24 protein-coding genes are annotated in these 24,425 nt (G+C 33.5%); 15 read left to right on the forward strand and 9 right to left on the reverse strand.

The features are described 5' to 3' along the window. The first annotated feature begins 127 nt into the window (after positions 1-127). Together nifJ and A9G34_RS07535 are read left to right on the forward strand one after the other, a co-directional pair. Positions 128-3,670 carry a pyruvate:ferredoxin (flavodoxin) oxidoreductase gene (gene nifJ, locus A9G34_RS07530; RefSeq protein ID WP_065569353.1) on the forward strand — a complete coding sequence of 1,181 codons (3,543 nt, stop codon included), beginning with the start codon at positions 128-130 and terminating at the stop codon, positions 3,668-3,670. 279 nt (positions 3,671-3,949) lie between these two features. After that, positions 3,950-5,131, forward strand: coding sequence for a pyridoxal phosphate-dependent aminotransferase (locus tag A9G34_RS07535; RefSeq protein WP_081295300.1), 1,182 nt, complete (start codon positions 3,950-3,952; stop codon positions 5,129-5,131). An 83-nt stretch (positions 5,132-5,214) separates the two neighbouring features. Here A9G34_RS07535 and A9G34_RS07540 read toward each other — a convergent pair whose 3' ends face one another. The 4 genes from A9G34_RS07540 to zapB all read right to left on the reverse strand — a co-directional run bounded on the left by A9G34_RS07540 (position 5,215) and on the right by zapB (position 8,687). After that, complete coding sequence (locus A9G34_RS07540) at positions 5,215-5,748, reverse strand: C40 family peptidase (RefSeq protein WP_051825136.1); 534 nt, start codon at positions 5,746-5,748, stop codon at positions 5,215-5,217. Then, a complete protein-coding gene (locus A9G34_RS07545; protein ID WP_065569354.1) occupies positions 5,696-7,054 on the reverse strand; it encodes a GTPase/DUF3482 domain-containing protein in 1,359 nt (452 codons plus the stop codon). Before A9G34_RS07545 ends, A9G34_RS07540 begins: the two co-directional genes overlap by 53 nt. A gap of 5 nt (positions 7,055-7,059) precedes the next feature. Further along, on the reverse strand, positions 7,060-8,361 hold the full coding sequence (locus A9G34_RS07550) for a DUF2868 domain-containing protein (RefSeq protein WP_141670379.1): 1,302 nt from the start codon (positions 8,359-8,361) through the stop codon (positions 7,060-7,062). Positions 8,362-8,441: 80 nt separating this feature from the next. Next, entirely contained in the window at positions 8,442-8,687 is a 246-nt protein-coding gene (gene zapB / locus A9G34_RS07555) for a cell division protein ZapB (RefSeq protein ID WP_034945009.1), read from the reverse strand. Between the two features lie 100 nt (positions 8,688-8,787). On the opposite strand from zapB, the gene tpiA reads away from it, so the two are divergent. Then, the gene (gene tpiA, locus A9G34_RS07560; protein WP_065569356.1) at positions 8,788-9,555 is read left to right on the forward strand and encodes a triose-phosphate isomerase; all 768 of its coding nucleotides are present in this window, start codon (positions 8,788-8,790) and stop codon (positions 9,553-9,555) included. 63 nt (positions 9,556-9,618) lie between these two features. Here the strand turns inward: tpiA and A9G34_RS07565 are convergent, their stop codons facing one another. Beyond that, positions 9,619-9,855, reverse strand: coding sequence for a helix-turn-helix domain-containing protein (locus tag A9G34_RS07565; protein WP_034945004.1), 237 nt, complete (start codon positions 9,853-9,855; stop codon positions 9,619-9,621). Between the two features lie 149 nt (positions 9,856-10,004). Between A9G34_RS07565 and A9G34_RS07570 the strand changes: the two genes are divergently transcribed. The 8 genes from A9G34_RS07570 (at position 10,005) to A9G34_RS07605 (ending at position 18,267) form a co-directional block, all read left to right on the forward strand. Beyond that, positions 10,005-10,694, forward strand: coding sequence for a LexA family transcriptional regulator (locus A9G34_RS07570; RefSeq protein ID WP_065569357.1), 690 nt, complete (start codon positions 10,005-10,007; stop codon positions 10,692-10,694). A 291-nt stretch (positions 10,695-10,985) separates the two neighbouring features. After that, positions 10,986-12,113, forward strand: coding sequence for a tRNA 2-thiouridine(34) synthase MnmA (gene mnmA / locus A9G34_RS07575; protein ID WP_034944999.1), 1,128 nt, complete (start codon positions 10,986-10,988; stop codon positions 12,111-12,113). Further along, entirely contained in the window at positions 12,106-12,753 is a 648-nt protein-coding gene (gene hflD, locus A9G34_RS07580; RefSeq protein ID WP_065569358.1) for a high frequency lysogenization protein HflD, read from the forward strand. Before mnmA ends, hflD begins: the two co-directional genes overlap by 8 nt. Before the next feature lie 49 nt (positions 12,754-12,802). Further along, the gene (purB, locus tag A9G34_RS07585) at positions 12,803-14,170 is read left to right on the forward strand and encodes an adenylosuccinate lyase (protein WP_065569359.1); all 1,368 of its coding nucleotides are present in this window, start codon (positions 12,803-12,805) and stop codon (positions 14,168-14,170) included. An 81-nt stretch (positions 14,171-14,251) separates the two neighbouring features. Next, complete coding sequence (gene hemC / locus A9G34_RS07590) at positions 14,252-15,172, forward strand: hydroxymethylbilane synthase (protein WP_065569360.1); 921 nt, start codon at positions 14,252-14,254, stop codon at positions 15,170-15,172. Beyond that, positions 15,169-15,915 carry a uroporphyrinogen-III synthase gene (locus A9G34_RS07595; RefSeq protein WP_034944987.1) on the forward strand — a complete coding sequence of 249 codons (747 nt, stop codon included), beginning with the start codon at positions 15,169-15,171 and terminating at the stop codon, positions 15,913-15,915. Before hemC ends, A9G34_RS07595 begins: the two co-directional genes overlap by 4 nt. A gap of 11 nt (positions 15,916-15,926) precedes the next feature. Then, the gene (locus tag A9G34_RS07600; protein ID WP_065569361.1) at positions 15,927-17,378 is read left to right on the forward strand and encodes a uroporphyrinogen-III C-methyltransferase; all 1,452 of its coding nucleotides are present in this window, start codon (positions 15,927-15,929) and stop codon (positions 17,376-17,378) included. Positions 17,379-17,388: 10 nt separating this feature from the next. Beyond that, positions 17,389-18,267 (forward strand): heme biosynthesis HemY N-terminal domain-containing protein, encoded by an 879-nt coding sequence (locus tag A9G34_RS07605; protein WP_065569362.1) that lies wholly within the window; start codon positions 17,389-17,391, stop codon positions 18,265-18,267. Positions 18,268-18,315: 48 nt separating this feature from the next. Here A9G34_RS07605 and A9G34_RS07610 read toward each other — a convergent pair whose 3' ends face one another. Continuing rightward, on the reverse strand, positions 18,316-18,645 hold the full coding sequence (locus A9G34_RS07610; RefSeq protein WP_034944982.1) for an AzlD domain-containing protein: 330 nt from the start codon (positions 18,643-18,645) through the stop codon (positions 18,316-18,318). After that, a complete protein-coding gene (locus A9G34_RS07615) occupies positions 18,642-19,337 on the reverse strand; it encodes an AzlC family ABC transporter permease (protein ID WP_034944979.1) in 696 nt (231 codons plus the stop codon). The genes A9G34_RS07610 and A9G34_RS07615 overlap by 4 nt, the downstream gene beginning before the upstream one ends. A gap of 221 nt (positions 19,338-19,558) precedes the next feature. Here A9G34_RS07615 and gmk point away from each other — a divergent pair, with 221 nt between their 5' ends. Continuing rightward, entirely contained in the window at positions 19,559-20,191 is a 633-nt protein-coding gene (gmk, locus tag A9G34_RS07620) for a guanylate kinase (RefSeq protein ID WP_034944976.1), read from the forward strand. Positions 20,192-20,298: 107 nt separating this feature from the next. Here the strand turns inward: gmk and gloA are convergent, their stop codons facing one another. Together gloA and A9G34_RS07630 are read right to left on the reverse strand one after the other, a co-directional pair. After that, complete coding sequence (gloA, locus tag A9G34_RS07625) at positions 20,299-20,706, reverse strand: lactoylglutathione lyase (protein WP_034944973.1); 408 nt, start codon at positions 20,704-20,706, stop codon at positions 20,299-20,301. A gap of 222 nt (positions 20,707-20,928) precedes the next feature. Then, positions 20,929-21,426: a glycine zipper 2TM domain-containing protein gene (locus A9G34_RS07630; protein WP_065569363.1), complete on the reverse strand. Its 498-nt coding sequence runs from the start codon at positions 21,424-21,426 to the stop codon at positions 20,929-20,931. A 208-nt stretch (positions 21,427-21,634) separates the two neighbouring features. Between A9G34_RS07630 and A9G34_RS10800 the strand changes: the two genes are divergently transcribed. From A9G34_RS10800 to pgm, 3 genes are all read left to right on the forward strand, one after another. Beyond that, on the forward strand, positions 21,635-21,787 hold the full coding sequence (locus A9G34_RS10800) for a hypothetical protein (RefSeq protein ID WP_176701018.1): 153 nt from the start codon (positions 21,635-21,637) through the stop codon (positions 21,785-21,787). A 22-nt stretch (positions 21,788-21,809) separates the two neighbouring features. After that, entirely contained in the window at positions 21,810-22,322 is a 513-nt protein-coding gene (locus tag A9G34_RS07640; RefSeq protein ID WP_034944961.1) for a hypothetical protein, read from the forward strand. An 84-nt stretch (positions 22,323-22,406) separates the two neighbouring features. Further along, positions 22,407-24,044, forward strand: a complete 1,638-nt coding sequence (pgm, locus tag A9G34_RS07645) for a phosphoglucomutase (alpha-D-glucose-1,6-bisphosphate-dependent) (RefSeq protein WP_065569364.1) — start codon at positions 22,407-22,409, stop codon at positions 24,042-24,044. Positions 24,045-24,425 lie beyond the last annotated feature (381 nt).

Below are 24,425 nucleotides of genomic sequence, written 5' to 3' on the forward strand. Positions count from 1 at the left end.
TCTAAAGTGGTGATGATAAAAAATTTAGCATAAAAATAACGAAAAGCTATGTTAGTTTCTGATACAATAATACAAATTTATACTAAGTTAGTAATGTCATAACACTATAAAATACAAGGTTTTTTTAATGATAATATCAGACGCTAATAGTGCGGTGGCATCCGTCGCTTATCGAGCAAACGAAGTCATTGCTATTTACCCAATCACACCAAGCTCAACCATGGCTGAGCAAGCCAGTACTTGGGCAGAGTTTAATAAGCCAAATGTATTTGGTGATACCCCTAGAGTCATTGAAATGCAGTCGGAAGCAGGTGCAATTGCAACCGTTCATGGTTCATTAATGACTGGTGCACTAGCAACTTCGTTTACTTCATCACAAGGTTTGCTTTTAATGATCCCATCGCTGTACAAAATAGCGGGCGAACTGACTCCTTTTGTTTTGCATGTTGCCGCTCGCACTATTGCAACTCATGCACTTTCTATTTTTGGTGATCATTCTGATGTGATGGCAATTAGGCAAACGGGTTTTGCAATGCTTTGTTCAAGTTCAGTGCAAGAAGCTCAGGATTTTGCGTTAATTTCACAAATGGCAACCTTAAATAGCCGAGTTCCTTTCGTTCATTTTTTTGATGGATTTAGAACATCGCACGAAGTCAATAAAATCTATCCATTAAGCGATGACCAAATCCGTAATTTATTACCACATGAAGCTATTAAAACTTATCGCTCACGTGCTTTAACACCCGACAAACCAGTGACTCGAGGCACATCAGCCAATCCAGATACATACTTCCAGTGTCGAGAAGCGATAAATAGCTATTATGATAGTACCTATCAACATGTTGTTGATGCTATGGATGCCTTTGCTGCAGAAACAGGCAGAAAGTATCAACCTTTTGAATATTATGGAGCTTGTGATGCCGAACGTATTATTGTTATTATGGGCTCAGGAGCAAACACTACCAAAGAAGTTGTGGATGTTTTACTTAAACAAAACGAAAAAGTCGGGGTTGTAATCGTTCGATTATTCCGCCCTTTTTCGGCTAACCATTTACTAAGTGTTATACCTAGTACTGTTAACAAAATAGCCGTTCTTGATAGAACCAAAGAGCCGGGAGCTCAAGCCGAGCCGCTTTATTTAGATATTATAACCGCATTCGCTGAAAGTTTATCTCGTGGGGAACGCACAACTATTCCACTTATTATAGGTGGACGTTATGGGTTATCATCTAAAGAGTTTGATCCTAAGTGTGTACTTGCCATTTTTGCTGAGCTCAATTTAGCAAAACCAAAACCACGCTTTACTGTTGGTATTTATGATGATATTACAGGACTATCTTTACCATTGCCTGATCAATCTATTCCTCAAAAATCTTCACTCGAAGCGCTATTTTATGGGCTTGGTAGTGATGGCACTGTGTCAGCAACTAAAAATAATATTAAAATTATTGGCAATAGCTCGCCTTTTTATGTGCAAGGGTATTTTGTCTATGACTCTAAAAAGGCCGGTGGCTTAACCACTTCTCACTTAAGAGTCAGCTTAGATCCTATTGATTCGCCTTATTTGATAACAAGCGCGCATTTTATTGGCTGTCATCAAGATCAGTTTATCGATAAATATCAAATTGTTGATAAGTTAAAGGACGATGGTATCTTTTTGCTTAACACGCCGTATAGCAAAGATGAAGTTTGGCATCGTCTACCTAAAGAAGTGCAAGCACAATTAATACAAAAACGAGCACACTTTTACATTGTAAATGCAGCAAAAATAGCTCGTGAATGTAATTTAGGCGCAAGAATTAATACTGTTATGCAAGCAGCATTTTTTCATCTTTCTGAAATCTTTAAGAATGATTTTAGTATTACCCAATTAAAAGAAGTCATTGCTAAAAGTTATAGTAGTAAAGGGCAAGATTTGGTTGAAAACAACTGGAAAGCACTTGATTTATCTATTGAATCACTTGAACAAGTTCCACTTAGCTGCGTTGATCAAAGCAGCCCATCAATGCCACCAGTAGTACCTTATAATGCGCCTAATTTTGTTAAAACTGTGACAGCTACTATGTTAGCTGGTTTAGGTGATAATTTGCCAGTATCCGCTTTTCCGCCTGACGGCACATGGCCAATTGGTACAACAAAATGGGAAAAACGAAACATTGCAGAACAGATCCCAATTTGGAAAGCAGAACTTTGTACCCAGTGTAATCATTGTGCTGTTGCTTGCCCTCATGCAGCTATTCGAGCTAAAGTTGTTGATCCTGATGAAATGATCAATGCTCCTAATTCATTAAACTCGCTTGAAGTTAAAGCTCGTGATATGAAAGGTCAACGTTATGTATTGCAAGTTGCCCCAGAAGATTGTACTGGCTGTAACTTATGTGTCGAAGTGTGCCCTGCCCGCGATCGTAATAATTTTGAAATTAAAGCAATTAACATGCAATCACGTATCGATAATATTGAGACTCAACGCACTAACTTTGAGTACTTTACTGCATTGCCTGATCGTGATATCAGCACACTTGAACGCATTGATGTGCGTACATCGCAACTACTTACACCTCTATTTGAATATTCCGGTGCTTGCGCAGGTTGTGGTGAAACACCATACATCAAATTGTTAACCCAACTTTATGGCGACCATTTAGCCATTGCAAATGCCACTGGCTGTTCATCAATTTATGGTGGTAACCTGCCATCATCACCCTATACGATCGATCGCCATGGTCGTGGACCAGCTTGGGCAAATTCATTATTTGAAGATAATGCTGAGTTTGCTTTAGGTTATCGCATATCTTATAACCAACATAAAAAGCGTGCGTTACGATTACTAGAAAAAATGGGCGGTGAAATTTCTCCAGAAATTGCCATAGCTTTACAATCCACAAATATCACTATTGATGAAAAACGGCAACAAATTGCAAAATTACGCGAACAACTTGCTCATTTGGATTCAACTGAAGCTAAAGAATTAATTCAAAATGCAGATTACCTGGTTGATAAATCAGTCTGGGCAATTGGTGGCGATGGTTGGGCTTACGATATTGGGTTTGGTGGGCTCGATCATGTAATGAGCTTAACTGATAATGTGAATATATTGGTGTTAGACACCCAGTGTTATTCTAATACTGGAGGCCAGCAATCAAAAGCCACCCCTATGGGCGCTGTATCAAAATTTGCTGATTTAGGTAAGCATAAAGCACGTAAAGATCTTGGTGTTAGTGTAATGATGTATGGCCATGTCTATGTTGCGCAAATTGCATTGGGTTCACAACTTAACCAAACCCTTAAGGCTTTACAAGAAGCCGAAGCGTATAATGGACCATCTTTAGTTATTGCTTATAGCCCTTGTGAAGAACATGGTTATGACCTTGCTAAATCACATGAGCAGATGAAAGATTTAGTTAAATCTGGCTTCTGGCCTTTATATCGTTATGACCCACGCCGTATGGCAGAAGGCAAGCCAGCTTTAGTATTAGATTCAAAAGCACCAAACAGTGAGTTATTAACTGGTATATTACTAAAAGAACAGCGTTTCCGCCGTTTAGAAACACTTGAACCTATTATTGCCAATACCTTACATGAGCGTTCAACTAACATGGTGGATTCAAAATATAAGTTTTTGCAGATGCTGGCAACCATTTCGACTATCGAGACACCGGCAGATAGTTAACAATGATCACCTATGGTAAAAAAATCACCCATGGTAATTGACTAATCACTATAAGGACTGTATTAATGCAGTCCTTTTTATATGCCATTTTTGAGCAATAAAGCACCCAACAGGTGCGTATTTAGATTAATATAATCTAAATAACAACCATCTCCTCATTAATCTTTGATTATTTAATATAGTACAAGTCTATAATCTTAGTAATCTTTAAAAACTTGGTATTATTTTTGCTTAATTAATAATTGACCATATAAATATTAATTAAGTAAGAGGTAAATCATGATATCTAATTTAAATGTCAGTAGAAGAAAATTAATCACATTTTCCAGTGCGGCAATTGCAGGGCTATCTATTAATCAATTATTATCTAAAGCTCATGCAATAGAAATACAAAACTCGGTTTCATTCTCTATACCTATGCTTGAAAATGTAGCAACACCTAATATTAACAATCCAATAAGACTCAACTTTAACGAAAATGCGCTTGGTATGTCGCCACGTGCAAAACAAGCTGCAATTGATGCTGTACCAAAAGCGAATCGCTATGCCAAAGCCGAAATGCCATTGCTTAATAAACGATTAGCTAAACATCATAAAGTCGATGATACTCAAATTTTATTAACTGCAGGATCTTCAGAAGGTATTCGCAGTGCTATTGCTGCCTTTGTTAAGTCAGATGCTCAATTAGTCATTCCAGAGCTTACTTATGGTGATGGAGAACATTTTGCAAAGATCTTTAATCTAAAAATTACTAAAGTACCAAATTTGCCAGATTGGCAGATAGATATAAAAGGCATACAAAAAGCTGCTGAAAATTATAATGGATTTTCAATTGTATATTTGGTTAATCCAAATAATCCTACTTCAACAGTTTTTGCAACAAATGAAATAGAACCTTGGATAAAAAGCAAACCTAAAAATACGATCTTTATTATTGACGAAGCTTATGCTGAATTTGTTAATGATCCTGACTTTAAGTCAGTTGATGAATTTATTGCAAAAGGTTATGACAATATTATATTACTTAAAACTTTCTCAAAAATCCATGCTATGGCCGGATTACGAGTCGGTTATGCAGTCAGTTCAGTTGAAAATATTCAAAATATGGCTCAATATGTAGCTGGCGAGAAACTCAACTATTGTGGTGTTTGTGCAGCGCTTGCTTCTATCGATGATCAACCATTTTTAACTTATTCCAAAAAAGCGGTTGATGTATCACGTCAAATCATGGAAAAAGTATTATCAAATTTAGGTTTACACTATCTAAAATCACAAACTAATTTTATATTTCATCAAAGTCCGATTAATTTAAAGGATTATCGTGAACTCATGAAACAAAATTTTGTTTTAATTGGAAGAGATTTTGCACCTGCAACCAATTGGTGTCGAATATCATTGGGTACGCCAGGTGAAATGTTATATGTAGCGAATATTATGTATAATTTAAGAAAAAATCAATAAGTTAAAAGAATGATTTCTGTAGAAAAATGAATGTTTTTTAGACTCTCTAATTAAATACAATTAGAGAGCAATTTTTATTGTATCTAAATATCAGTTATACGTCTTGCCATCCAATAACGTTTTTTCCAATAATCTTCTTTTAAACTAGAATAAATAACACCCTTAGATGATGAAGCATGTAAGAATTTACCATCTGCATAATATATTCCTACATGTAAACCTCCGTTACTACGACCTGTTTTGAAAAACACTAAATCGCCGGCTTTAGGTTTACTAACTTTATAGCCTAATTGTGCTTGTTCTGCGGCACTTCTTGGAAGAGTTTTAGAAAGTTTATTCTTGAAAAAATTCATTACTAGCGCTGAGCAATCACTGCCAGCTAAAGTAGTTCCACCATAACGGTAAGGTGTATTTTGCCATTTTTTATAATGTGATTCTATTTTTGCTAGCATTAACAGATCAGATTTAGAATGACTTGTCAAAATCTGACTTTGACAAGATGTGCTACCAAATAATATAAGAAGTGAAAGAAGTAACGTGATAATAAAAGAGCATTTCTTTTCGCTAACACAATTGGTTAGCAACTTCCATGATAGTTGATTGTCTTCTTTTGTCATGTCTTTTCGTTCCCTTATTTAAAGTCGACCAATGCGAATAGCGTCTTGCTATTTTTAAGCTTTTGGGTAATACACCTTTTTCCCAATCGCTTTCATCTAATTTAGACAATTTGATTGGATTAGTATTCGCATGGCTACGATTATTTAAATTTTCTTTTAGACGTATTAAGCGTAATGATAGAAAACATATAATAACATCATCAACACTTAATTTGTTGTATCCAGTTAACTGATAACGTATTCTAGATCCATAATGCTTCGCTGTTTGCATTAAACTACCAACCGCTGCGCCAACAAGCGTTGCTGATCCAAGTGTTAATCCACCTGTTGCCAAATCAATACTTGCTCCTACAGTCGCGCCGGAAACAAATCCTTTAGTCAAATGAATACCCATCATCGTTAAAGCATCTATATTAAAAAGATCTGCTTTATAACGTCCTTTAATTAAAGGTAAATTTTGTTCACTTTCGTGATATACATCAAATTGATAAAGCTTTAGCAACTCATCTATTGCTTTTTGCTCACGATTTCTAACCTTGTTTTGCATATCAATAACAGCTTGCTTGTCATTTGATTTGACCATTTCATAACAAGCGGTAACATCAACCAATGTTTCAGCAATAATTAAATTAGCTGCCTGATTACGAGAGTCACGTTTTTGAGTGATTTTATCTAACCATTCAGCTAATATTCCTTTTGCTGGCTCAACCAATAAAGCAAGACTTTGATATAATCGTTCTTCACCATCCAATGGAGGGAATACAGCATCGAAGCTTATAGTAACATGAATCCCTATTCTAGAAATTAATTTTTTCCATTCATTTTCATTTTGTTCTTCTGATGAAGTAAAATTTAATACAGCCAAAATAGGTTTATCACTTTGAGATAAAATCGCTAATTCATCGCGAAACTTAGCAAGAACTGGTTCTCGCACATCTATAACATAGATAGCTGCATCACTATTCAATAGCTGTCGAATTACTTTTGCTTCTTGATAAAATAAGTTTTCAGCCTCAGGGCTTTTTAAAAAAGTCGTTAATTTATCGACGCCATCAAGCCTTGAGTCTATAGGAGTTAGTTGATTAATATAATCATATAATGCAATGCTGTCTTCTAATCCAGGTGTATCATAAAAAATGATCGACTTCTGTTTTTCCAGTGTTAACTTAATTGACTCCACATGTCTTGTTGTCCCCGGTTTATCCGAAACATCACCAAAATGGCTATTACGAATTAGTGCCCGTAGCAAGGAGGTTTTACCAACATTTGAATGACCAACCACTGCTAATTTTAAGGTTGTAAGCATATTTTCTATTCCTCATTTAACCATGTAGGTATAGATGATTTTAAGGATAGTGATTGCCAATTATGATATTGCTTGCCTTCGTTGATAAACCAAATACGATATTGTTGGGACTTAGTAGCTAGTTGATTGAGTAAGTTTAAAATGCCACGATCTGGCGCTCTATTTGCATCTATAGCAACCAATAATTTTTTAGCCGGTTTTAATTGTAAATAATCTAAAATGTCACGTCTTTGCTGCCGAGTATTAAGAAAACCTAAAAATGAGACAGAATCAGGAACAGGCCAATCTTCAGGAATATCAATTGCCACTAAATAAGCTCCTTGGCTATTTTCTAATAAATTCATAGCTGAATGAAAATGCATCTTTTTTCCCTGCAAATCGTTATCCACTATATCAATTAAAGCAGGTTGTAAATCGTTAGCTAGCAATTGATACTCAGGTAAAGCTAATTGCAGTTTAATTCCACGACAGCTTATTAGCCAACTAATTCCACAAATAATCATGCAAAAAAAGCGTATAGTTAAACCATAAACAATAAACACGCCAAGCAACCAAATAGCCCAAGAAGAACGAACATAACCGGCATTTAATGCTTGGTCGCTAATGCGGATAACATTATCTTGAGGTATAGAAAATCCAAATATGGATGGAATTAAGCCCAAATAATGAGTTAGTTGAATAATAGTATCAGAACTTAATAAAGTTGTTTTCCATTCAAAACTATAATGCTGCGTAGAAAATAAAACGATTAGAACTAACAATGCTGAACTTAGTATAATAGTCCAAAAAAGATTGAGAATAAAACCAATTAACCAGCGGATTTTTCCACCCAAAAGCTGTACAAATGCTGGTATAAGCTGTTGTACAGTTTTTCTTTGTGAAAGTTTTCTAGTTAGCCATAACCAGCAATGAATTAAAACACTACCACCAAAGCTCGAAAAAAAGAAAAAAGAGCAAAGCCAAATAAATAGAGTAATAAAATGAACACCCAATAAACTAAAAAGTGCCCAATAAAGATTAACTGGATTTTGGCTTAATGCACCGAAAGCTAAACTTATACCAATAAAAAAAGAAAAGAATAATAATAAAATAAATGAAAATTTTAAGGCATGTAATAAAGTAATTAATGCAGCGTAAAGCTCACTCTGCTTGGATAACATAACAGCCCGCGTAACAATACGATGAGCAAGTGGTGTTTTCGAAGCGCGTAATTCTCGATTGATATCTTGATCTGCAAACCGTCCAGATTCATTTTCAATCAATCGTATCGTTTCGGTTAGCCATAATGATATTAACTTTTCTCGCATTATACTTAAATCTTTAAAAAATTTTTGTAAAGTATAAATCAACCGCGCCTTTAGTCGCGGTTGCAAATAAGTTAAATAAACTATTGCGCAATTTCACCAATTTTACTTAATAAAGTTTGAATACGTTGTTGCCATAATTGCAGATCTTGTTTTAACTTTTCGTTTTCATCACGTAAAGCTTTCATCTCATCAGAACTGTCATTAATTAATTGTTCTAACTCTTGATTACCTTGTTTTAAGGTTGTAATTTCCTGTTGTAGTGTATTGATTGTATTAATAGTATGTTGAATTTTACTTTCTAATTGATTCAATATTTCTAATGACATATTTTTCCTCAGGCTTTATTTATTTGGTGTATAATACTTACTATTATAACGAATTCATTCTAAAATCAACACCTTTTTAAATCTTAAGTTGGAGAAAATTATGCGTAAACCTCTCGTGATGGGTAATTGGAAACTCAATGGCAGTCTTGATATGGCTAAAAATATAGTTGTAGAACTAAAAAAAGAGCTATCAACAGATGTCGCATGTGATGTTGCTATTGCACCACCCGTCGTTTATTTAGACTTTATTAAACACCAATTAGATAAATCAAATATTATTTTAGGTGCTCAAGATGTTGGAATCAACTTGTCTGGTGCTTACACAGGTGAAGTCTCTGTCAATATGCTAAAAGAAATTGGCGTAACGCATATTATTATTGGCCATTCAGAACGTCGTACCTACCATAAAGAATCAGATGAATTTATTGCAAAAAAATTCGCTATAATTAAAGAAGCAGGTCTAGTGCCAGTTCTTTGTATTGGTGAAACTGAAGCCGAGAATGAAGCTGGTCAAACTCATGCAGTATGTGCGCGCCAAATTGATGCTGTAATTGAAACCCTGGGGATTGAAGCATTTAATCACGCTGTTATCGCTTATGAGCCAGTTTGGGCTATTGGTACTGGTAAATCAGCAACACCTGAGCAAGCACAAGCTGTCCATAAATTTATTAGAGAGCACCTTGCTAAACAGGATGCAAAAGTTGCAGAACAAGTAATTATTCAATATGGGGGATCAGTTAACGATAAAAATGCGGCTGAACTATTTACTCAACCAGATATTGATGGAGCATTAGTTGGCGGAGCATCATTAAAAGCTAGTACATTTGCTATGATAATTAAAGCTGCGGAAAAAGCTAAAGCACAATAATATGTAAAAGACGCCTTATTAGGCGTCCTTTGCCTTAAGCTTGTCTAAATTATTGTTCAATAATTAATATTTCACTTTGTTAGCTTTAAGCTTATAACGAGTAGGCCAAATTTTTTCAGCTGGGACTTTTAAATAATCAGAAATAATTCGTTCATATTTAGGGCAATGACGGTAAAGTGCATTTCTTAGAGTATCAGCTTGCAAACCGCTTGCACGAGATAGACCTCTTAAATTTCCACCTCTAATTTTAATTTCTCCTACTACTCTTGATGGAGTCCAGTCTTGATCTTGTTCGCTCATTATGAGATCCTCTATAAGTTTATTTACTGCTATCGTAAAGATTATCGGTATACAACATCAGTTGATGTAAATTCCAAGCAGAGAATAACACATAAAAAAACGAATTAAAACAAAAAATATAAAAAAGCAATACAGAATGGATTATAAAAATGAAAGAAAGCAGCATAAAAACAACCGAAAACCAAGAAAAAACACGAACACTAACTGAAACTGGTGTTATCAATTTTAAAAATCGACTTACACTGGTATTGGAAGGCTTATCGGGAAATGCATTTGCCAAAAAAGTGGGAATGTCAGAAGCAGTAATTCGGGACTACTTATCAGGTAAAACCTATCCCTCACTCAATAGGCTGGCAATTATTGCTCAAAAATGTGATGTTCCAATTGAATGGCTAGTTACGGGTAAGGGGGAATGTAGATTACTTCCAGATACAGAACATAAAAGCTTTGTAGATATTCCTTTTCATCATTTAAATGAAGTAGGAAATTCTCATTTACAAATTGAATCAATACCATTTAATATCATGCTAATTAAACATCAAGAGTGTAATAATGATGATTTAAGCGCAGTATGGGCAAAAGGTGATAGTATGGAGCCTACTATATCTAATCATGATATTATTATTGTCAATACTTCTCATTGTAAATTGATTGACGGTTATCTGTATGCTGTTCAATATGATGATCAAATCAGTATTAAGCGTGTTCAAAATCAAGGGGCCAACATAGCATTATTGTGTGATAATCCAAAATATCCCACTATCATTATTGATAAAAATGCCCCTCAGGATTTTAAAATTATTGGTCATGTGGTGTATTTATTAAAAGATCTTTATTAAGAACTTTAATTAATATATTGATAAATATAAATAATTATTTATCTGACTTATATAAGTAACTCCATCGATAATTATCGCTGGAGTTGCTTTGCATAGATATTTAATTGTTCGTTTTTTTTCTTTAACGATTGTAAAGATTTATAAAGAAAAAAACGTGGAAATGTTTAACTTTAAGTCTATATTCCAATAAAAAAATTGTAGGCAATTGGAATTCTTATTAGCATTACTTTATGCTTTTTTGGGCATCTATGATAAAATCACCCATCATTTTTAATCTATTATTTAGTTATTATGCAAAAAATAAATGCTTCTCCAAAAGTTGTTGTCGGCATGTCTGGTGGCGTTGATTCTTCTGTTTCAGCTTATTTGTTACAACAACAAGGATACGATGTCATTGGATTATTTATGAAAAATTGGGAAGAAGATGATACAGACGAATACTGTTCAGCCGCAATTGACTTAGCGGATGCTCAAAAAGTATGTGACAAATTAAATATCAAATTACATACGATTAACTTTGCTACTGAATATTGGGATAATGTATTTGAACATTTCCTATCTGAATATAAAGCTGGTAGAACACCGAATCCTGATATTTTATGCAATAAAGAAATCAAATTTAAAGCTTTCTTAGACTATGCAGCCGAAGATTTAGGTGCCGACTATATAGCAACTGGCCATTATGTTCGCAAACGAGAAATCAATAACAAAATAGAATTGTTGAGAGGTATTGATAATAATAAAGATCAAAGTTATTTTCTGTATACCCTTAGTGAAGCACAGATAAGTCAAAGCTTATTTCCGGTTGGTGAACTTGAAAAAACAGAAGTTCGTAAAATTGCAAAACAGCTAGGATTAGCTACAGCTTCCAAAAAAGATTCAACCGGTATTTGTTTTATTGGTGAACGCAAATTTAATGAATTTTTGGCCCGTTATTTACCCGCTCAAACTGGTATTATTCGCACCGTTGAGGGTAAAGCAATTGGTAAACATCAAGGTCTTATGTACCACACACTAGGGCAACGTAAAGGACTTGGTATTGGAGGACTTAAACAAGCCAATGATACTCCTTGGTATGTTGTAGATAAAGATATAAAAAATAATGAATTGGTTGTAGCCCAAGGGCATGATCACCCAGCACTATTTTCAAATGGCCTAATTGCACAACAGTTACATTGGGTTGATCGACAAATAGTTACTAAGTCATTTAACTGCACGGTTAAAACTCGTTATCGGCAACAAGATATTGCCTGCCGAATTAACCCACTTTCAGAAGATAAGATAGAAGTCATTTTTGAACAGCCTGTTGCAGCTGTAACTCCAGGGCAATCAGCAGTTTTTTATCAAAATGATGTGTGTTTAGGCGGTGGAATTATTGAAGAAAGAATTATTGATGCTAAGGAGTTTTTGAGTGAGTAATAAATATTATCATATTGCCATTGCACTTGCAGGTGTTGTACAAAGTACTATGCTTATTCCGCAGCTTGCAAATACCGGCATTTGTAATCCCACTATTTATGAACAATCAATAAAAAGCGTATTTAAAACCTCCCCCCAAACCACCGCTGATGTTTATGATGGTATTAAAAATATTAAAACAGGCTTACTTGCTTTAAAGCAATTATTATCTTCAAATCAAAAAGATCAGGTTGAATTAATACGTTATCTTTTTGGGACACTAAGTATTACCAATAAGCTATTAAGAAATAATGATGTACTCAACAAAATTGATCAACGATTAAAACAAATTTCCGCACTTTATCCGGTTGTGAATGACGAAACGATTAACATCAATATAGATGAACTTTCATACTCGCTAGCTAACATTTATTCGGATATCGTCAGTCCTTTAACAAATAAGATTAAGGTGATAGGAAAAGCACAATTTTTACAAAATTCATTAGCTCAAGCTAAAATAAGAACATCCCTTTTTGGTAGTGTTCGTTCATCCATCTTATGGTATCAGGTTGGTGGAAGCCGGTTACAGCTTCTTTTTGGGCGTAAAGGCATCTATAATGCAATAAACGAATTACTCGATGAAATAAACCAAGTAAATTAATTTATATTTTTCTAAGTGATATTTCAAAATTATCAACGGAGTTAAACCTATGGAATTATCTTCCCTCACCGCCCTTTCACCTATTGATGGTCGTTATGGTGATAAAACAATAGAATTACGCACTATTTTTAGCGAATATGGCTTATTGAAATATCGAGTTCAAGTTGAGATCCGTTGGTTACAAAAATTAGCTTCGCAAGCAGAGATTCTTGAAGTTCCAGCATTAAGCCAATTAGCATTAGATCACCTTAATAAAATCATTGAACAATTTAATAAAAAAGATGCTTTGAGAATTAAAGAGATAGAAAAAACGACAAATCATGATGTAAAAGCTGTTGAGTACTTTTTAAAAGAAAAAGTTAGCACTAACGAAGAGCTACGTGCTATTAATGAGTTTATCCATTTTGCCTGCACATCAGAAGATATCAATAATTTATCTTATGCATTAATGTTAAAAACAGCAAAAGATACAATTTTAGTCCCTTATTGGAAAAAGGTGATTGATAAAATTGTATCGCAAGCTAAAGTCCATCGAGATATACCATTGCTTTCAAGAACACATGGACAACCAGCTACTCCGTCAACCGTTGGTAAAGAATTTGCCAATGTTGCCTATCGTTTACAGCGTCAATTAAACCAACTTGAGTCAATTGAAATTCTAGGTAAAGCAAATGGCGCAACAGGTAATTACAATGCACATATTGCTGCCTATCCAGAAGTAAATTGGCATAAGTTTAGTAAAGAGTTTGTCAATTCTTTGGGTTTAAAATGGAATCCTTATACAACACAAATTGAACCGCATGATTATATCGCCGAATTTTTTGATTGTGTTGCTCGCTTTAATACTATTATGATCGACTTCAATCGTGATGTTTGGGGTTATATTGCATTAAATCATTTCAAACAAAAAACCATCGCAGGTGAAATAGGTTCCTCAACAATGCCACATAAGGTTAATCCTATAGACTTTGAAAATTCTGAAGGTAATTTAGGGATTGCCAATGCAATTATGGGACATTTAGGAAGTAAACTACCGATATCTCGTTGGCAACGTGATTTAAGTGATTCAACAGTATTACGTAATCTTGGTGTGGGTATTGGCTATGCCATTATTGCTTATCAATCAACATTAAAAGGCTTAAATAAGCTTGAAGTAAACTACGATCATTTACTTGAAGAACTAAACTGTAACTGGGAAGTACTAGCAGAACCAATTCAAACGGTGATGCGTCGTTACAGTATTGAAAAGCCCTATGAAAAATTAAAAGAATTTACTCGAGGTAAACGCGTTAATGCAAAAGAAATAAAACAGTTTATAGATTCATTAGATTTACCTGAAATCGAAAAAACTCGATTAAAACAGTTAATGCCAGCGAACTATATAGGTTATGCTGCTAACTTTGTCGATAATTTGTAAAGAAAGACTAATAAGATTTAGCACTAAAAAAATTATAGTTAGAGCAAACTATATATTTTCAGTATCAAATAGGAAACCCGATTGAAAATCCGTATTGCAACACGAAAAAGCCCTTTAGCACTATGGCAAGCAAATTATGTTAAACAACAATTGCTATCGGTGCATCAAGGTTTAACAGTAGAATTAATGCCTATGGTAACCCGTGGTGATATTTTACTTGATAGCCCTCTCTCCAAAATTGGGGGCAAAGGTTTATTTGTCAAACAGCTTGAACAAGCTATATTAAATAATGAAGCTGATATTGCTGTTCATTCAATAAAAGATATTCCTGTTGAGTTTCCAGCGGGATTGATGTTAGCAACTATTTGTCAACGTGACGATGTACGTGATGCTTTTATTTCAAATCAATATAATAGGTTAGATGAATTACCCAATGGTGCTGTTATTGGCACATCAAGTTTACGGCGCCAGTGTCAGCTAAAAGCTAAATACCCACATTTAAGTGTTCAAGCTTTGAGAGGAAATGTTGGAACACGTTTAGCAAAATTAGATAACCAAGAATATGATGCAATTATTTTGGCTTCAGTTGGTTTGAAACGTTTAGAATTAACAGAACGCATTAAACAGTATATTGATACAGAGTTAATCTTGCCTGCAGTTGGACAAGGAGCAATTGGAATTGAAGCTAGAATTAACGATACTACTATCCTTAACTTACTTGCTCCACTTGATGATCTCAATACTCGCATTTGTATCCAAGCGGAAAGAGCAATGAATCAAGCATTACAAGGTGGTTGCCAAGTACCCATTGCAAGTTATTGTTGTTTAAGAAACAACCAAATAAATTTACAAGGTTTGGTTGGTCGTGTTGATGGTTCTCAAATAATCAAAGGGGAAATTGTTGGTAGCGTGACTCAATCTCAAGATTTAGGTTATAAATTGGCTAACCAACTATTGGAGCAAGGTGCTAACAAAATATTACAGGAATTAAATGGTCAATGATTTTTGTAACTAGACCATCTCCTGAAGGTGAAATATTAACCGAATGGCTTAATAACTCGAATTTATCAGCAAAACACCTTCCGTTATTTTCGATTTCTGCAGGAGATGATCTTCAAAATTTACAATATCAATTTAATAATCTTTTACCTAACGATATTGTGATAATAGTTTCGCCACAAGTAATACATACTATAAAAACAAATCTGCCAAATTTTTTATTCCCTACAAATATCAATTATTTTGCAATCGGTAAAAAAACAGCTAAATTATTGAATCAATTTACACCAAATCAAGTGATCTATCCGGCCCAGGAAAATAGTGAAGGATTATTAGCATTATTAACTTATGAATCGGTGAAAAATCGCACAGTTTTAATTCTACGAGGTAACGTTGGAAGGCCGCTATTAATGGAGTCCCTGACTGAAATGCAGGCAAACGTAAAATTATTAGAATGCTACCAACGTCATCCCATTACCTATTCAACGGATATTCTCACAAATAATATTAAAAAGCAGATAATCATTATTACAAGTGTACAACACCTAATGCAACTTGAATTATATTGCAAAACTCAACATAAAAACTTTGCCACTTTGATTGTGACAAGTGAGAGAATTTTTGAAAAAGCCAAACAATTAAAATGGAAAAAAGTGTTACAAGTAAAAGGAGCTAATAATCAAATTCTATTTAAAACAATGATTACTCTATGTCATAATGTTACTTTTAATTTAATAGATTTTTAATGAGGAAAGCTATGCTAATTCGATATTATGGTGCAAATGCAACACTTTCAACTATTAGCACCACTTCATATAGCCAATATTCCTCAACTTATAGCTATAATGGAGCAAAACAAGAGATGAAAGAAAAAGAAGATAAACAAAGTTCTATAAACCTACAAAAAAAAATCACAGAAGAAAAAATGAATATTTCACCATTAAGTAAAAGCAGCTCAAATAAAACACCGATTTCTAAGTTGTCGCTTGTTGCTATAGCTTTGACTTTAGGTCTGGGGAGTTTTGTTTTCTACCATGGACATCAACATATTGAAAATCAAAAGCGAACAATTGCAGCACTTCAAAATGAAATAACAAATTTAAAACAAAGCACAAAACAAAGTGTTTTAAAAGATTTGCAAACAACTATCACCGAAACATTAAATCAACAAAACCAACAATTTTCATCACTTGAACAACGCGTTGTGAATCAATTAGCTGAACAGCAAAAGCTACAACATCAAATAACCAATCAGGTTACTGATTCCACTAAATTAAACGAACAAGCCTTGCATAGTCTTAATGAACGATTATCTGCAATGTCTTCAACCGATCAAAATACATGGTTAATCTCGCAAGCTAACTATCTGGTCAATCTAGCTGGAAGAAAAATCTGGAACGATCAAGATTATACAACAGCCCGTTTATTGTTAAAAAATGCCGATAAAAGCTTGGCACAGACAAATGATCCAAGTTTAATACCTGCTAGGCAAGCTATTAATAAAGATATTAATTCATTGTCAGAAATCAGTCTTATTGACTCTGACGGAATTATAATGAATTTAATTGGGCTATCAGATGCATTAATTGAATTACCCTTGGTAGGAAATTATAAAGAAGTTGATCTCGGAATGAATCAATATAATGATGAAATTTCAGAAGATAATACATCAACGAGAACAAATCATTCAAGTGACAAATTCATTACCAATAGTTCAAATAATAAATCAAGCGAAGTAACTACATCGTTATCGGATTGGTCAGATAATTTGCTTTCAAATGCAGATACCTTCATGAAAAAATTTATTACCATTGAAAAAATTGATAAAGATGACAATAAATTTTCAACCTGTATTTCTCTTGCAGGAAAAGATGAAAAACAAATTGTACGGTGTCAAATATTGCAAAAACCACTCACTTTAGAACAATCATTATATTTGCGCGAAAATATCCGCTTTCGACTATTAATTGCAGCACAAGCTGTACCTAGACACCAAGAACTTATTTACCAACGAGCACTAAATGATGCATCTATCTGGGTAAATGCTTATTTTGATGGTCACGCACCAAGTGTTAAAGCATTTTTGCATGATCTTGATAATTTACAAAATCAATCAATAAGCAATCAAAAAGTACCTGAAAAACTGATAAGCCAAAGTGAGCTTGAAAAGTTAATGCAAACTCGTGTTCGTGCAATGTTGGCTAAATAGGAGAATCATCATGATAAAAATATTGATTATTTTCTTAGTTTTAGTAGGTGGATTCTTCTTAGGTCCATTATTGCAATTTAATCAAGGTTCAGCAGTATTTATTATTGCTAATTATAAAATCAGCATGTCATTTAATTCTTTTGTTATATTGGAATTATTGGCTATATTGTGCCTTTATCTCCTTGCGAAAATATTAAAAAAAATCTTTAATTCCAAAACAATGTTAGGCAATTGGTTACGCTTTAATTCACCACGTAAATCAGTAAAACGAATTGAACAAGCACAAATTTTACTTCTTGAAGGCGACTATCAACAAGCAGCCAAACTTTTTATGAAAAGTGCTAAAGGTGCAACAAATACTACATTATCCTATTTACTTGCAGCACAGGCCCAAATTGATAATGATCAATTCATTTCTGCCAATCAATTACTTGAACAAGCAGCAAAAAACTGTCAGCCTAGAGAAAAATTTGCTTTTAAATTAGTTCAATTACGTCTACAAATCAAAAACAAAGAATATGATACAGCAAAAACATCCGTTGAATCACTTTTAAATGAAAAACCTCGTAATGCTGAAGTTTTAAGGCTTGCAGATGAACTTTATTATCAAATAGGGGATTATCAAGCTGTTATTGAGCTGTTACCCATTATGTACAAAGTGAAAGCTTATAGTGAATCACAATTAGAACAGCTTTCCCAAACGGCTTACATTGGACGTATTAAACAATTATCAACTGATAGCGATCCCCTTGCATTGATAAAATGGTGGAAATCACAACCAAGAGCTATTCTTAATAATATTTCTTACCAAAAAGCGATGGCTAATTATCTTAAACAGTTAGGACAAATTGCTGAAGCTGAAAAAATATTAACTTCTATTAGAACATAAAAGCAAACTTAAAAATGCGGGGCTTTTGCCCTGCTTTAATTTAAACTATTATACCAATACCAGAAAATAACGAATTAAAGCTATAAAGCACATTCCTCCAACCACAACACACATTAAATTTTTTGTCAAAAAAGCGATGATTATTGTTGGAATAGCAGCTAAACAATATTCAATATTAAAATCAGGAAACTGCCCTTCTTTGGCAATAAAAAGATTTTGAACAAACAATGCAGTTAAGATACATAAAGGGACATAGGATAAAAATCGAATCACAATATTTGGTAATTGTAACTTTCTTATTAACATAAAAGGGATTACTCTTGGTAACCAAGTAACAATACCACACCCCAAAATAATAAATAGACTATAATTACTCATGCATCACGCTCCATGGCAAGTCCCATAAAGCAACCAGAAAAAGTACTTATTAAAATCGACAATTCAGGGGAAACAAAACGCATTAAAAAAATTAGCATAATTGCCACTGTTAACATTACAATAATACGATTTTTCATACTTTTACTTTTATCACCAATGAATTGCAAATAAACTAGACCAATAAACATAGCAACCAAAGCATAATCCAACCCAAACATAGCTGGGTTAGGCAACCATTGACCAATTAAAGCGCCTATGAAACAGGAGAGAATCCAAGCAATATAAGCCGTTATATTAAGTCCTTGCATCCAAACCGCATTAACAGGAATTTTATTTGTAATAGCATTTATGGCAACAGCAAAAGTTTCATCGGTCAATAAGCTACCTATGTTAATATTTTGAATAAAAGAGTATCGACGAAAAGTTGGCGCAATTGCCATGCTCATTAAAAAATGACGGGAATTAACCAAAAAAACAGCAAAGATAATCGCTGAAATCGGTGTTGCAACCAACATTAATCCAGCAATAATAAATTGCGCAGCACCTGCATAAACAATTGCTGCAAGTAATGTTATTTCTAAAACGGACAAATTAGCCGAATTACCAACAACCCCAGCAGCAATACCTATACCTATATAACCCAATAAAGTTGGAATACAAGCATAAACGCCATCTCTAAATGTTAATGCCATTGTAATTTCTAATGATAAAAAATATGCTTTATTTTAGTACGTAACATATTACTGTCAATCAATAGATAACAATTATAATAATAAATAGCGCTAATAATTAGTTCAATAACTTAACTAATAGATAGAATAAGCCGCAATCTATTTTTGAATTTGTTATAATGATGATATAAATTTTATTAAGTAAAATCACAAATTTTTTTATGATAAGTGAAAATAACCCCATGTACACAGCTACCCTATTTATTATTTCAGCACCAAGTGGGGCTGGGAAGTCAAGCCTTATTCGGGCATATTTAGCGCAAAAAAATCATCACCCTGCTAAAGTCTCAATTTCGCATACAACTCGTAACCCAAGACCAGGTGAACGTCATGGGGAACATTATTATTTTGTCGATCATAATTATTTTGAATCATTAATTAATGATCAAGCCTTTGTGGAATATGCTCATGTTTTTGATCACTATTATGGTACATCAAAATCTGAGATCCAACACAGCCTACAACAAGGAATTAACGTATTTTTAGATATTGATTGGCAAGGTGCTCAACAAGTAAGAAAAAAAATGCCTCAGTCAAAAAGCATTTTTATATTACCGCCGTCATTAACCGAACTAGAAAATCGTTTAGTAAAACGAGGACAAGATAATGATCAAGTTATTCGTAAAAGAATGGCAAAAGCACAAGCTGAAATTTCCCATTATAACGAATATGATTACGTGATTATTAATGATGATTTCAATACTTCATTAACGGCATTAAATTCAATTATTACCACCGCTAGTTTAGAATGCAATAAACAAGAAGCACTTAATAAAAAACTACTTACAAGCCTTTTGGAAAAAAACAAGGCATAATTAAATAATATTCAAATAAAATACCTTTTAGGTATAAATAAATATCGCCCACACAAAGGGCGATATTTATTTAACTATTCAATGTCATAATTGAGTAAAACTTTATATTAATTTCCTAAAGCTTTATCTGCCTGATCATTCTGAATTAATTCTAGCTTATAACCATCAGGATCTTCGATAAAAGCAATAATGGTCGTACCACCTTTAACGGGACCTGCTTCGCGAGTTACCTTACCACCAGCTTTTTTAACATCATCACACATTTTTGCCACATCATCAACACCGATCGCAATATGACCAAATGCATTGCCATGTTCATATTTTTCAGTTCCCCAATTATAAGTTAACTCAATTACTGAGCTAACTGTTTCATCGCTATAACCAACAAAAACCAAAGAGTATTTATATTCAGTATTTTCACTAGTCCTTAGCACTTTCATACCCATGATGCGAGTATAAAAATCAATTGAACGTTGTAAATTCCCAACACGTAACATGGTATGTAAAATACGCATCGCCAATATTCCTTCTTAAACAAATAAAGCCGTTAACAAATAAAAATAGTGCTAAGTTTAGCTGTTAACTTTTTGTTGAGCAAATTTCTAGTTCAATAAGACGAAAAAACGAAAATTAACAACATTAAAATAATTAAATCGTGAGTTATAAATAAGACTTCTACTCAATATAATATGAAGTAAAAGCCTTAATTTATTCATTTGAACTATGAAAATAATTGTTTATTCTTTTGTTACATGGCTATAACGAGGTGAAGCACTAATTTGTTTTCCATTACTAACTAATCGAACAGGTTGACCAATAAAAAATTCCTTAATTGTACCTTTTTGTACAATAACAATATTAGAACCATCCTCTTGTTTAATCTCTAATTCAACTGCATTAGTTTGACTTGCACTATCTTCAATTTTATTACCTAATAAGGCACCACCAATAGCACCTGTTGCAATGGCTAATGCTCTCCCTGACCCATTACCAATCGTATTACCTAATACACCACCAATAACAGCACCACCTAAAGAACCTACAATATTTTCACTTTGACCATTTGAAGCATTAGTTTGGATTTTAACTGGGCGTACCGAAACTACTGTACCATAACTCACTTGCTGTACTTGTTTTGCTTGTTCTGTCGTATAAACATCGCCAGAATAAATATTACCATTACTACATCCAGAAAGGATTGCTGCTAGTATAGTTAATTTGACGATTTTTTTCATAGTAGATTCCTCATATGATTTTGAAAGATCGGTTTTTTTTAAATTTTTTTAGCATAAACCTATTTTGCAATTACAACAATATTTTTTTCATTATTTTATCAATAGATAATACAATTTAATATCAAGTTAGGGTATACTCATCCCAATAGTTTACATGGTATACAATAAGTATATGAAACGGTTATTTTTTCAATTAGTAATATCAGTTATGATATCGAGCTGTCATGATGCTAATCTACAACATAAAATTGAAAATGCAACGATCATTGAACAACAAACTAATGATTGTTTAAAAGATAATGCAACAAACAATTTACATCAACTAGGCAATATTACAGTACAAGCATGTCCAGTAAATTAAATTAATAGGCATAAGTAACATAATGAAAACTATCGAAATCGACGAAGAGTTATATACATTTATCGCAGCACAAACTAAACATATTGGTGAAGATGCATCAAGTATCATTAGACGTTTATTAAAGATGGAGCATGCTACTCGAGTTAGTTCAGTAGGAAAAGTTAATGCTGAAAGTCGTTATTCAATGTTTAATGATTTACTAACTAGTGACACCTTTAACGGCGAAAAATCAATCATCGGTCGCTTTTTATTATTGCTTGAAACACTTTATAATTACAATCCTGCACTTTTTTCAATTGCAGCAACTTCACTGCATGGCAGCAAAAGACAATATTTAGCCAAAGACAAACAATCTTTAGAAATATCCGGTAAAAATACTAAACCTCGTGAAATAGTGGGCACGCCATATTGGGTGATAAGTAATACCAATACCGCAAGAAAAATTTATATTATTGAATCAATTATGAGTGACATGGGCATATCAGACAACATGATTAACCAAGTTATAAAAGTTTTTTCGCCACCATCTAAGTAAAATAGCATATTACATACTAATTAGAGAAGAAATGTAACTGTTAGCAAACGACTAAAAGTGCAATCTATGAAAGAGGAACAAGAAATGGCAAATCATAGCCGAGCGGGATTATTAGCCGAACCTTCTGATCTAATCAATGTCAAAACATTACAAAATAATTATTACCAAACCATACCTGATACTGATAATGCAAGTGAATTAGTTATTTTTGGTACTTCAGGGCATCGAGGTAGTTCAAATAAAGGTAGCTTTAATGAAGCACATATTTTAGCCATTGCTCAAGCTATCGCTGAATACCGCCAAACAAATAACATCACAGGTCCATGCTTTATTGGTCAAGATACGCATGCTTTATCAGAATTAGCTTTAAAAACCGTGCTTGAAGTATTTGTTGCTAATCAACAACATGTTATAATTGCCCATGATTTTGGATACACCCCCACACCAGTTATCTCACATGCAATTATAACTTACAATCAAAACAAAAAGTCACAACTTGCTGACGGTATCGTTATTACACCATCACATAATCCACCAGAAGACGGTGGAATTAAGTATAATCCAACCAATGGTGGTCCAGCAGACACTGACATAACGAAACAGATCGAAAACAGAGCAAATGAATTACTCAAAAATAATTTGAATGAAGTCAAACGAATAACATTAGAAAAAGCCATTCATTCAGATTATATTCATACAAAAGAATATGAAACCGATTATATCAACGATCTTGAAAACATTTTAGATCTTTCCCTAATTAAATCTTCTTCACTTAAAATTGGCGTTGATCCTTTAGGTGGCGCAGGTATTACTTATTGGCCACGAATTGCTGAAAAATATGGATTGAACCTTGATATTGTTAACAACAAAATTGATCCAACATTTAGTTTTATGCATCTTGATCATGATGAAATCATTAGAATGGATTGTTCAAGTCGTTGGGCAATGGAAGGATTATTAAATTTAAAAGACAAATTTGATTTAGCTTTTGGCAATGATACCGACTTTGACCGGCATGGAATTGTTACCCCAAAAGGTTTAATGAATCCAAATTCCTATCTTTCTGCATGTGTTAATTATCTATTTCAATATCGTCCTAAATGGCATAATGATGTTGCTATTGGTAAAACATTGGTGACAAGTTCAATGATTGACCGTGTAGCAAATAGTTTAAACAAAAAATATTTAGAGTTCCCCGTTGGTTTTAAATGGTATGCAAATGGACTCTATAATGGGCAATTAGGCTTTGCTGGTGAAGAAAGTGCTGGCGCATCGTTTTTAAGAACAAATGGAAAAGTTTGGTCAACTGATAAAGATGGCATTATTTTATGTCTACTTGCTGCTGAAATGACTGCTAAAATTGGTAAAAATCCACAAGAACAATATCAAGAACTTGAAGCCAAGTTTGGGGTATCTTACTATGGTAGATTACAAGCTGCTGCGTCTTTCACCGAAAAACAAAAGCTCGCAAAACTTGATGCAAGTCAGCTCACTACAGATCAACTTGCTGGTGAAAAGATCACTCAATGCCTAACCACTGCTCCGGCGAATAATGCATCAATTGGCGGGTTAAAAGTGATAGCTGAAAATGGTTGGTTTGCAGCACGACCTTCAGGTACCGAAGATGCTTACAAAATATATGCAGAAAGCTTTGTTAGCAAGCAGCATTTATCCACTCTTCAAAAAGAAGCACAAGAAATTGTCGCTAAAGCAATAAAATAAAATTTAAAAAGCCGACTATTATCAAGTTGGCTTTTTAACCTAGTATGAATATAACTATTTAATTGCAAATTTAACCTACAGCACTAAAATTCAAAAATTATTATTTTTTAAGATTTGAGCTACATTATCTTTTTTTCATAACGATTTTCTCTCTTATTAAAAAATAAAACATAAACAAGACATAACTACTAACAAAAATAGTTACAATTGTTAAAATGATTTTAGTTATATCAACATATTGAAATACAATTATATTCAATATAAATAATATTATCCGTAGTGACAACATTAAAATAAAAGCCATAAAAAGATTGGCTAAAATGTTTTCATTCTGCTATTCCTTAATTAACGCTTATCAACATACTTTTTTCTTGCATCATA

The sequence above is a fragment of the Gilliamella sp. Choc4-2 genome, from assembly GCF_001690355.1.
Lineage (GTDB): Bacteria > Pseudomonadota > Gammaproteobacteria > Enterobacterales > Orbaceae > Gilliamella > Gilliamella apicola_A.

What these genes read in the sequence shown, in the direction of transcription:
- gmk (WP_034944976.1), top strand. Translation starts at nt 19,559, where the DNA reads ATGTACACAGCTACCCTATTTATTATTTCAGCACCAAGTGGGGCTGGG.
- A9G34_RS07550 (WP_141670379.1), bottom strand. Translation starts at nt 8,361, where the DNA reads ATGCGAGAAAAGTTAATATCATTATGGCTAACCGAAACGATACGATTG.
- A9G34_RS07570 (WP_065569357.1), top strand. Translation starts at nt 10,005, where the DNA reads ATGAAAGAAAGCAGCATAAAAACAACCGAAAACCAAGAAAAAACACGA.
- A9G34_RS07615 (WP_034944979.1), bottom strand. Translation starts at nt 19,337, where the DNA reads ATGGCATTAACATTTAGAGATGGCGTTTATGCTTGTATTCCAACTTTA.
- A9G34_RS10800 (WP_176701018.1), top strand. Translation starts at nt 21,635, where the DNA reads ATGATATCGAGCTGTCATGATGCTAATCTACAACATAAAATTGAAAAT.
- A9G34_RS07540 (WP_051825136.1), bottom strand. Translation starts at nt 5,748, where the DNA reads ATGACAAAAGAAGACAATCAACTATCATGGAAGTTGCTAACCAATTGT.
- pgm (WP_065569364.1), top strand. Translation starts at nt 22,407, where the DNA reads ATGGCAAATCATAGCCGAGCGGGATTATTAGCCGAACCTTCTGATCTA.
- A9G34_RS07640 (WP_034944961.1), top strand. Translation starts at nt 21,810, where the DNA reads ATGAAAACTATCGAAATCGACGAAGAGTTATATACATTTATCGCAGCA.
- nifJ (WP_065569353.1), top strand. Translation starts at nt 128, where the DNA reads ATGATAATATCAGACGCTAATAGTGCGGTGGCATCCGTCGCTTATCGA.
- A9G34_RS07600 (WP_065569361.1), top strand. Translation starts at nt 15,927, where the DNA reads ATGCTAATTCGATATTATGGTGCAAATGCAACACTTTCAACTATTAGC.
- A9G34_RS07545 (WP_065569354.1), bottom strand. Translation starts at nt 7,054, where the DNA reads ATGCTTACAACCTTAAAATTAGCAGTGGTTGGTCATTCAAATGTTGGT.
- gloA (WP_034944973.1), bottom strand. Translation starts at nt 20,706, where the DNA reads ATGCGTATTTTACATACCATGTTACGTGTTGGGAATTTACAACGTTCA.
- purB (WP_065569359.1), top strand. Translation starts at nt 12,803, where the DNA reads ATGGAATTATCTTCCCTCACCGCCCTTTCACCTATTGATGGTCGTTAT.
- tpiA (WP_065569356.1), top strand. Translation starts at nt 8,788, where the DNA reads ATGCGTAAACCTCTCGTGATGGGTAATTGGAAACTCAATGGCAGTCTT.
- A9G34_RS07535 (WP_081295300.1), top strand. Translation starts at nt 3,950, where the DNA reads ATGATATCTAATTTAAATGTCAGTAGAAGAAAATTAATCACATTTTCC.
- A9G34_RS07565 (WP_034945004.1), bottom strand. Translation starts at nt 9,855, where the DNA reads ATGAGCGAACAAGATCAAGACTGGACTCCATCAAGAGTAGTAGGAGAA.
- A9G34_RS07605 (WP_065569362.1), top strand. Translation starts at nt 17,389, where the DNA reads ATGATAAAAATATTGATTATTTTCTTAGTTTTAGTAGGTGGATTCTTC.
- A9G34_RS07595 (WP_034944987.1), top strand. Translation starts at nt 15,169, where the DNA reads ATGATTTTTGTAACTAGACCATCTCCTGAAGGTGAAATATTAACCGAA.
- zapB (WP_034945009.1), bottom strand. Translation starts at nt 8,687, where the DNA reads ATGTCATTAGAAATATTGAATCAATTAGAAAGTAAAATTCAACATACT.
- mnmA (WP_034944999.1), top strand. Translation starts at nt 10,986, where the DNA reads ATGCAAAAAATAAATGCTTCTCCAAAAGTTGTTGTCGGCATGTCTGGT.
- A9G34_RS07610 (WP_034944982.1), bottom strand. Translation starts at nt 18,645, where the DNA reads ATGAGTAATTATAGTCTATTTATTATTTTGGGGTGTGGTATTGTTACT.
- A9G34_RS07630 (WP_065569363.1), bottom strand. Translation starts at nt 21,426, where the DNA reads ATGAAAAAAATCGTCAAATTAACTATACTAGCAGCAATCCTTTCTGGA.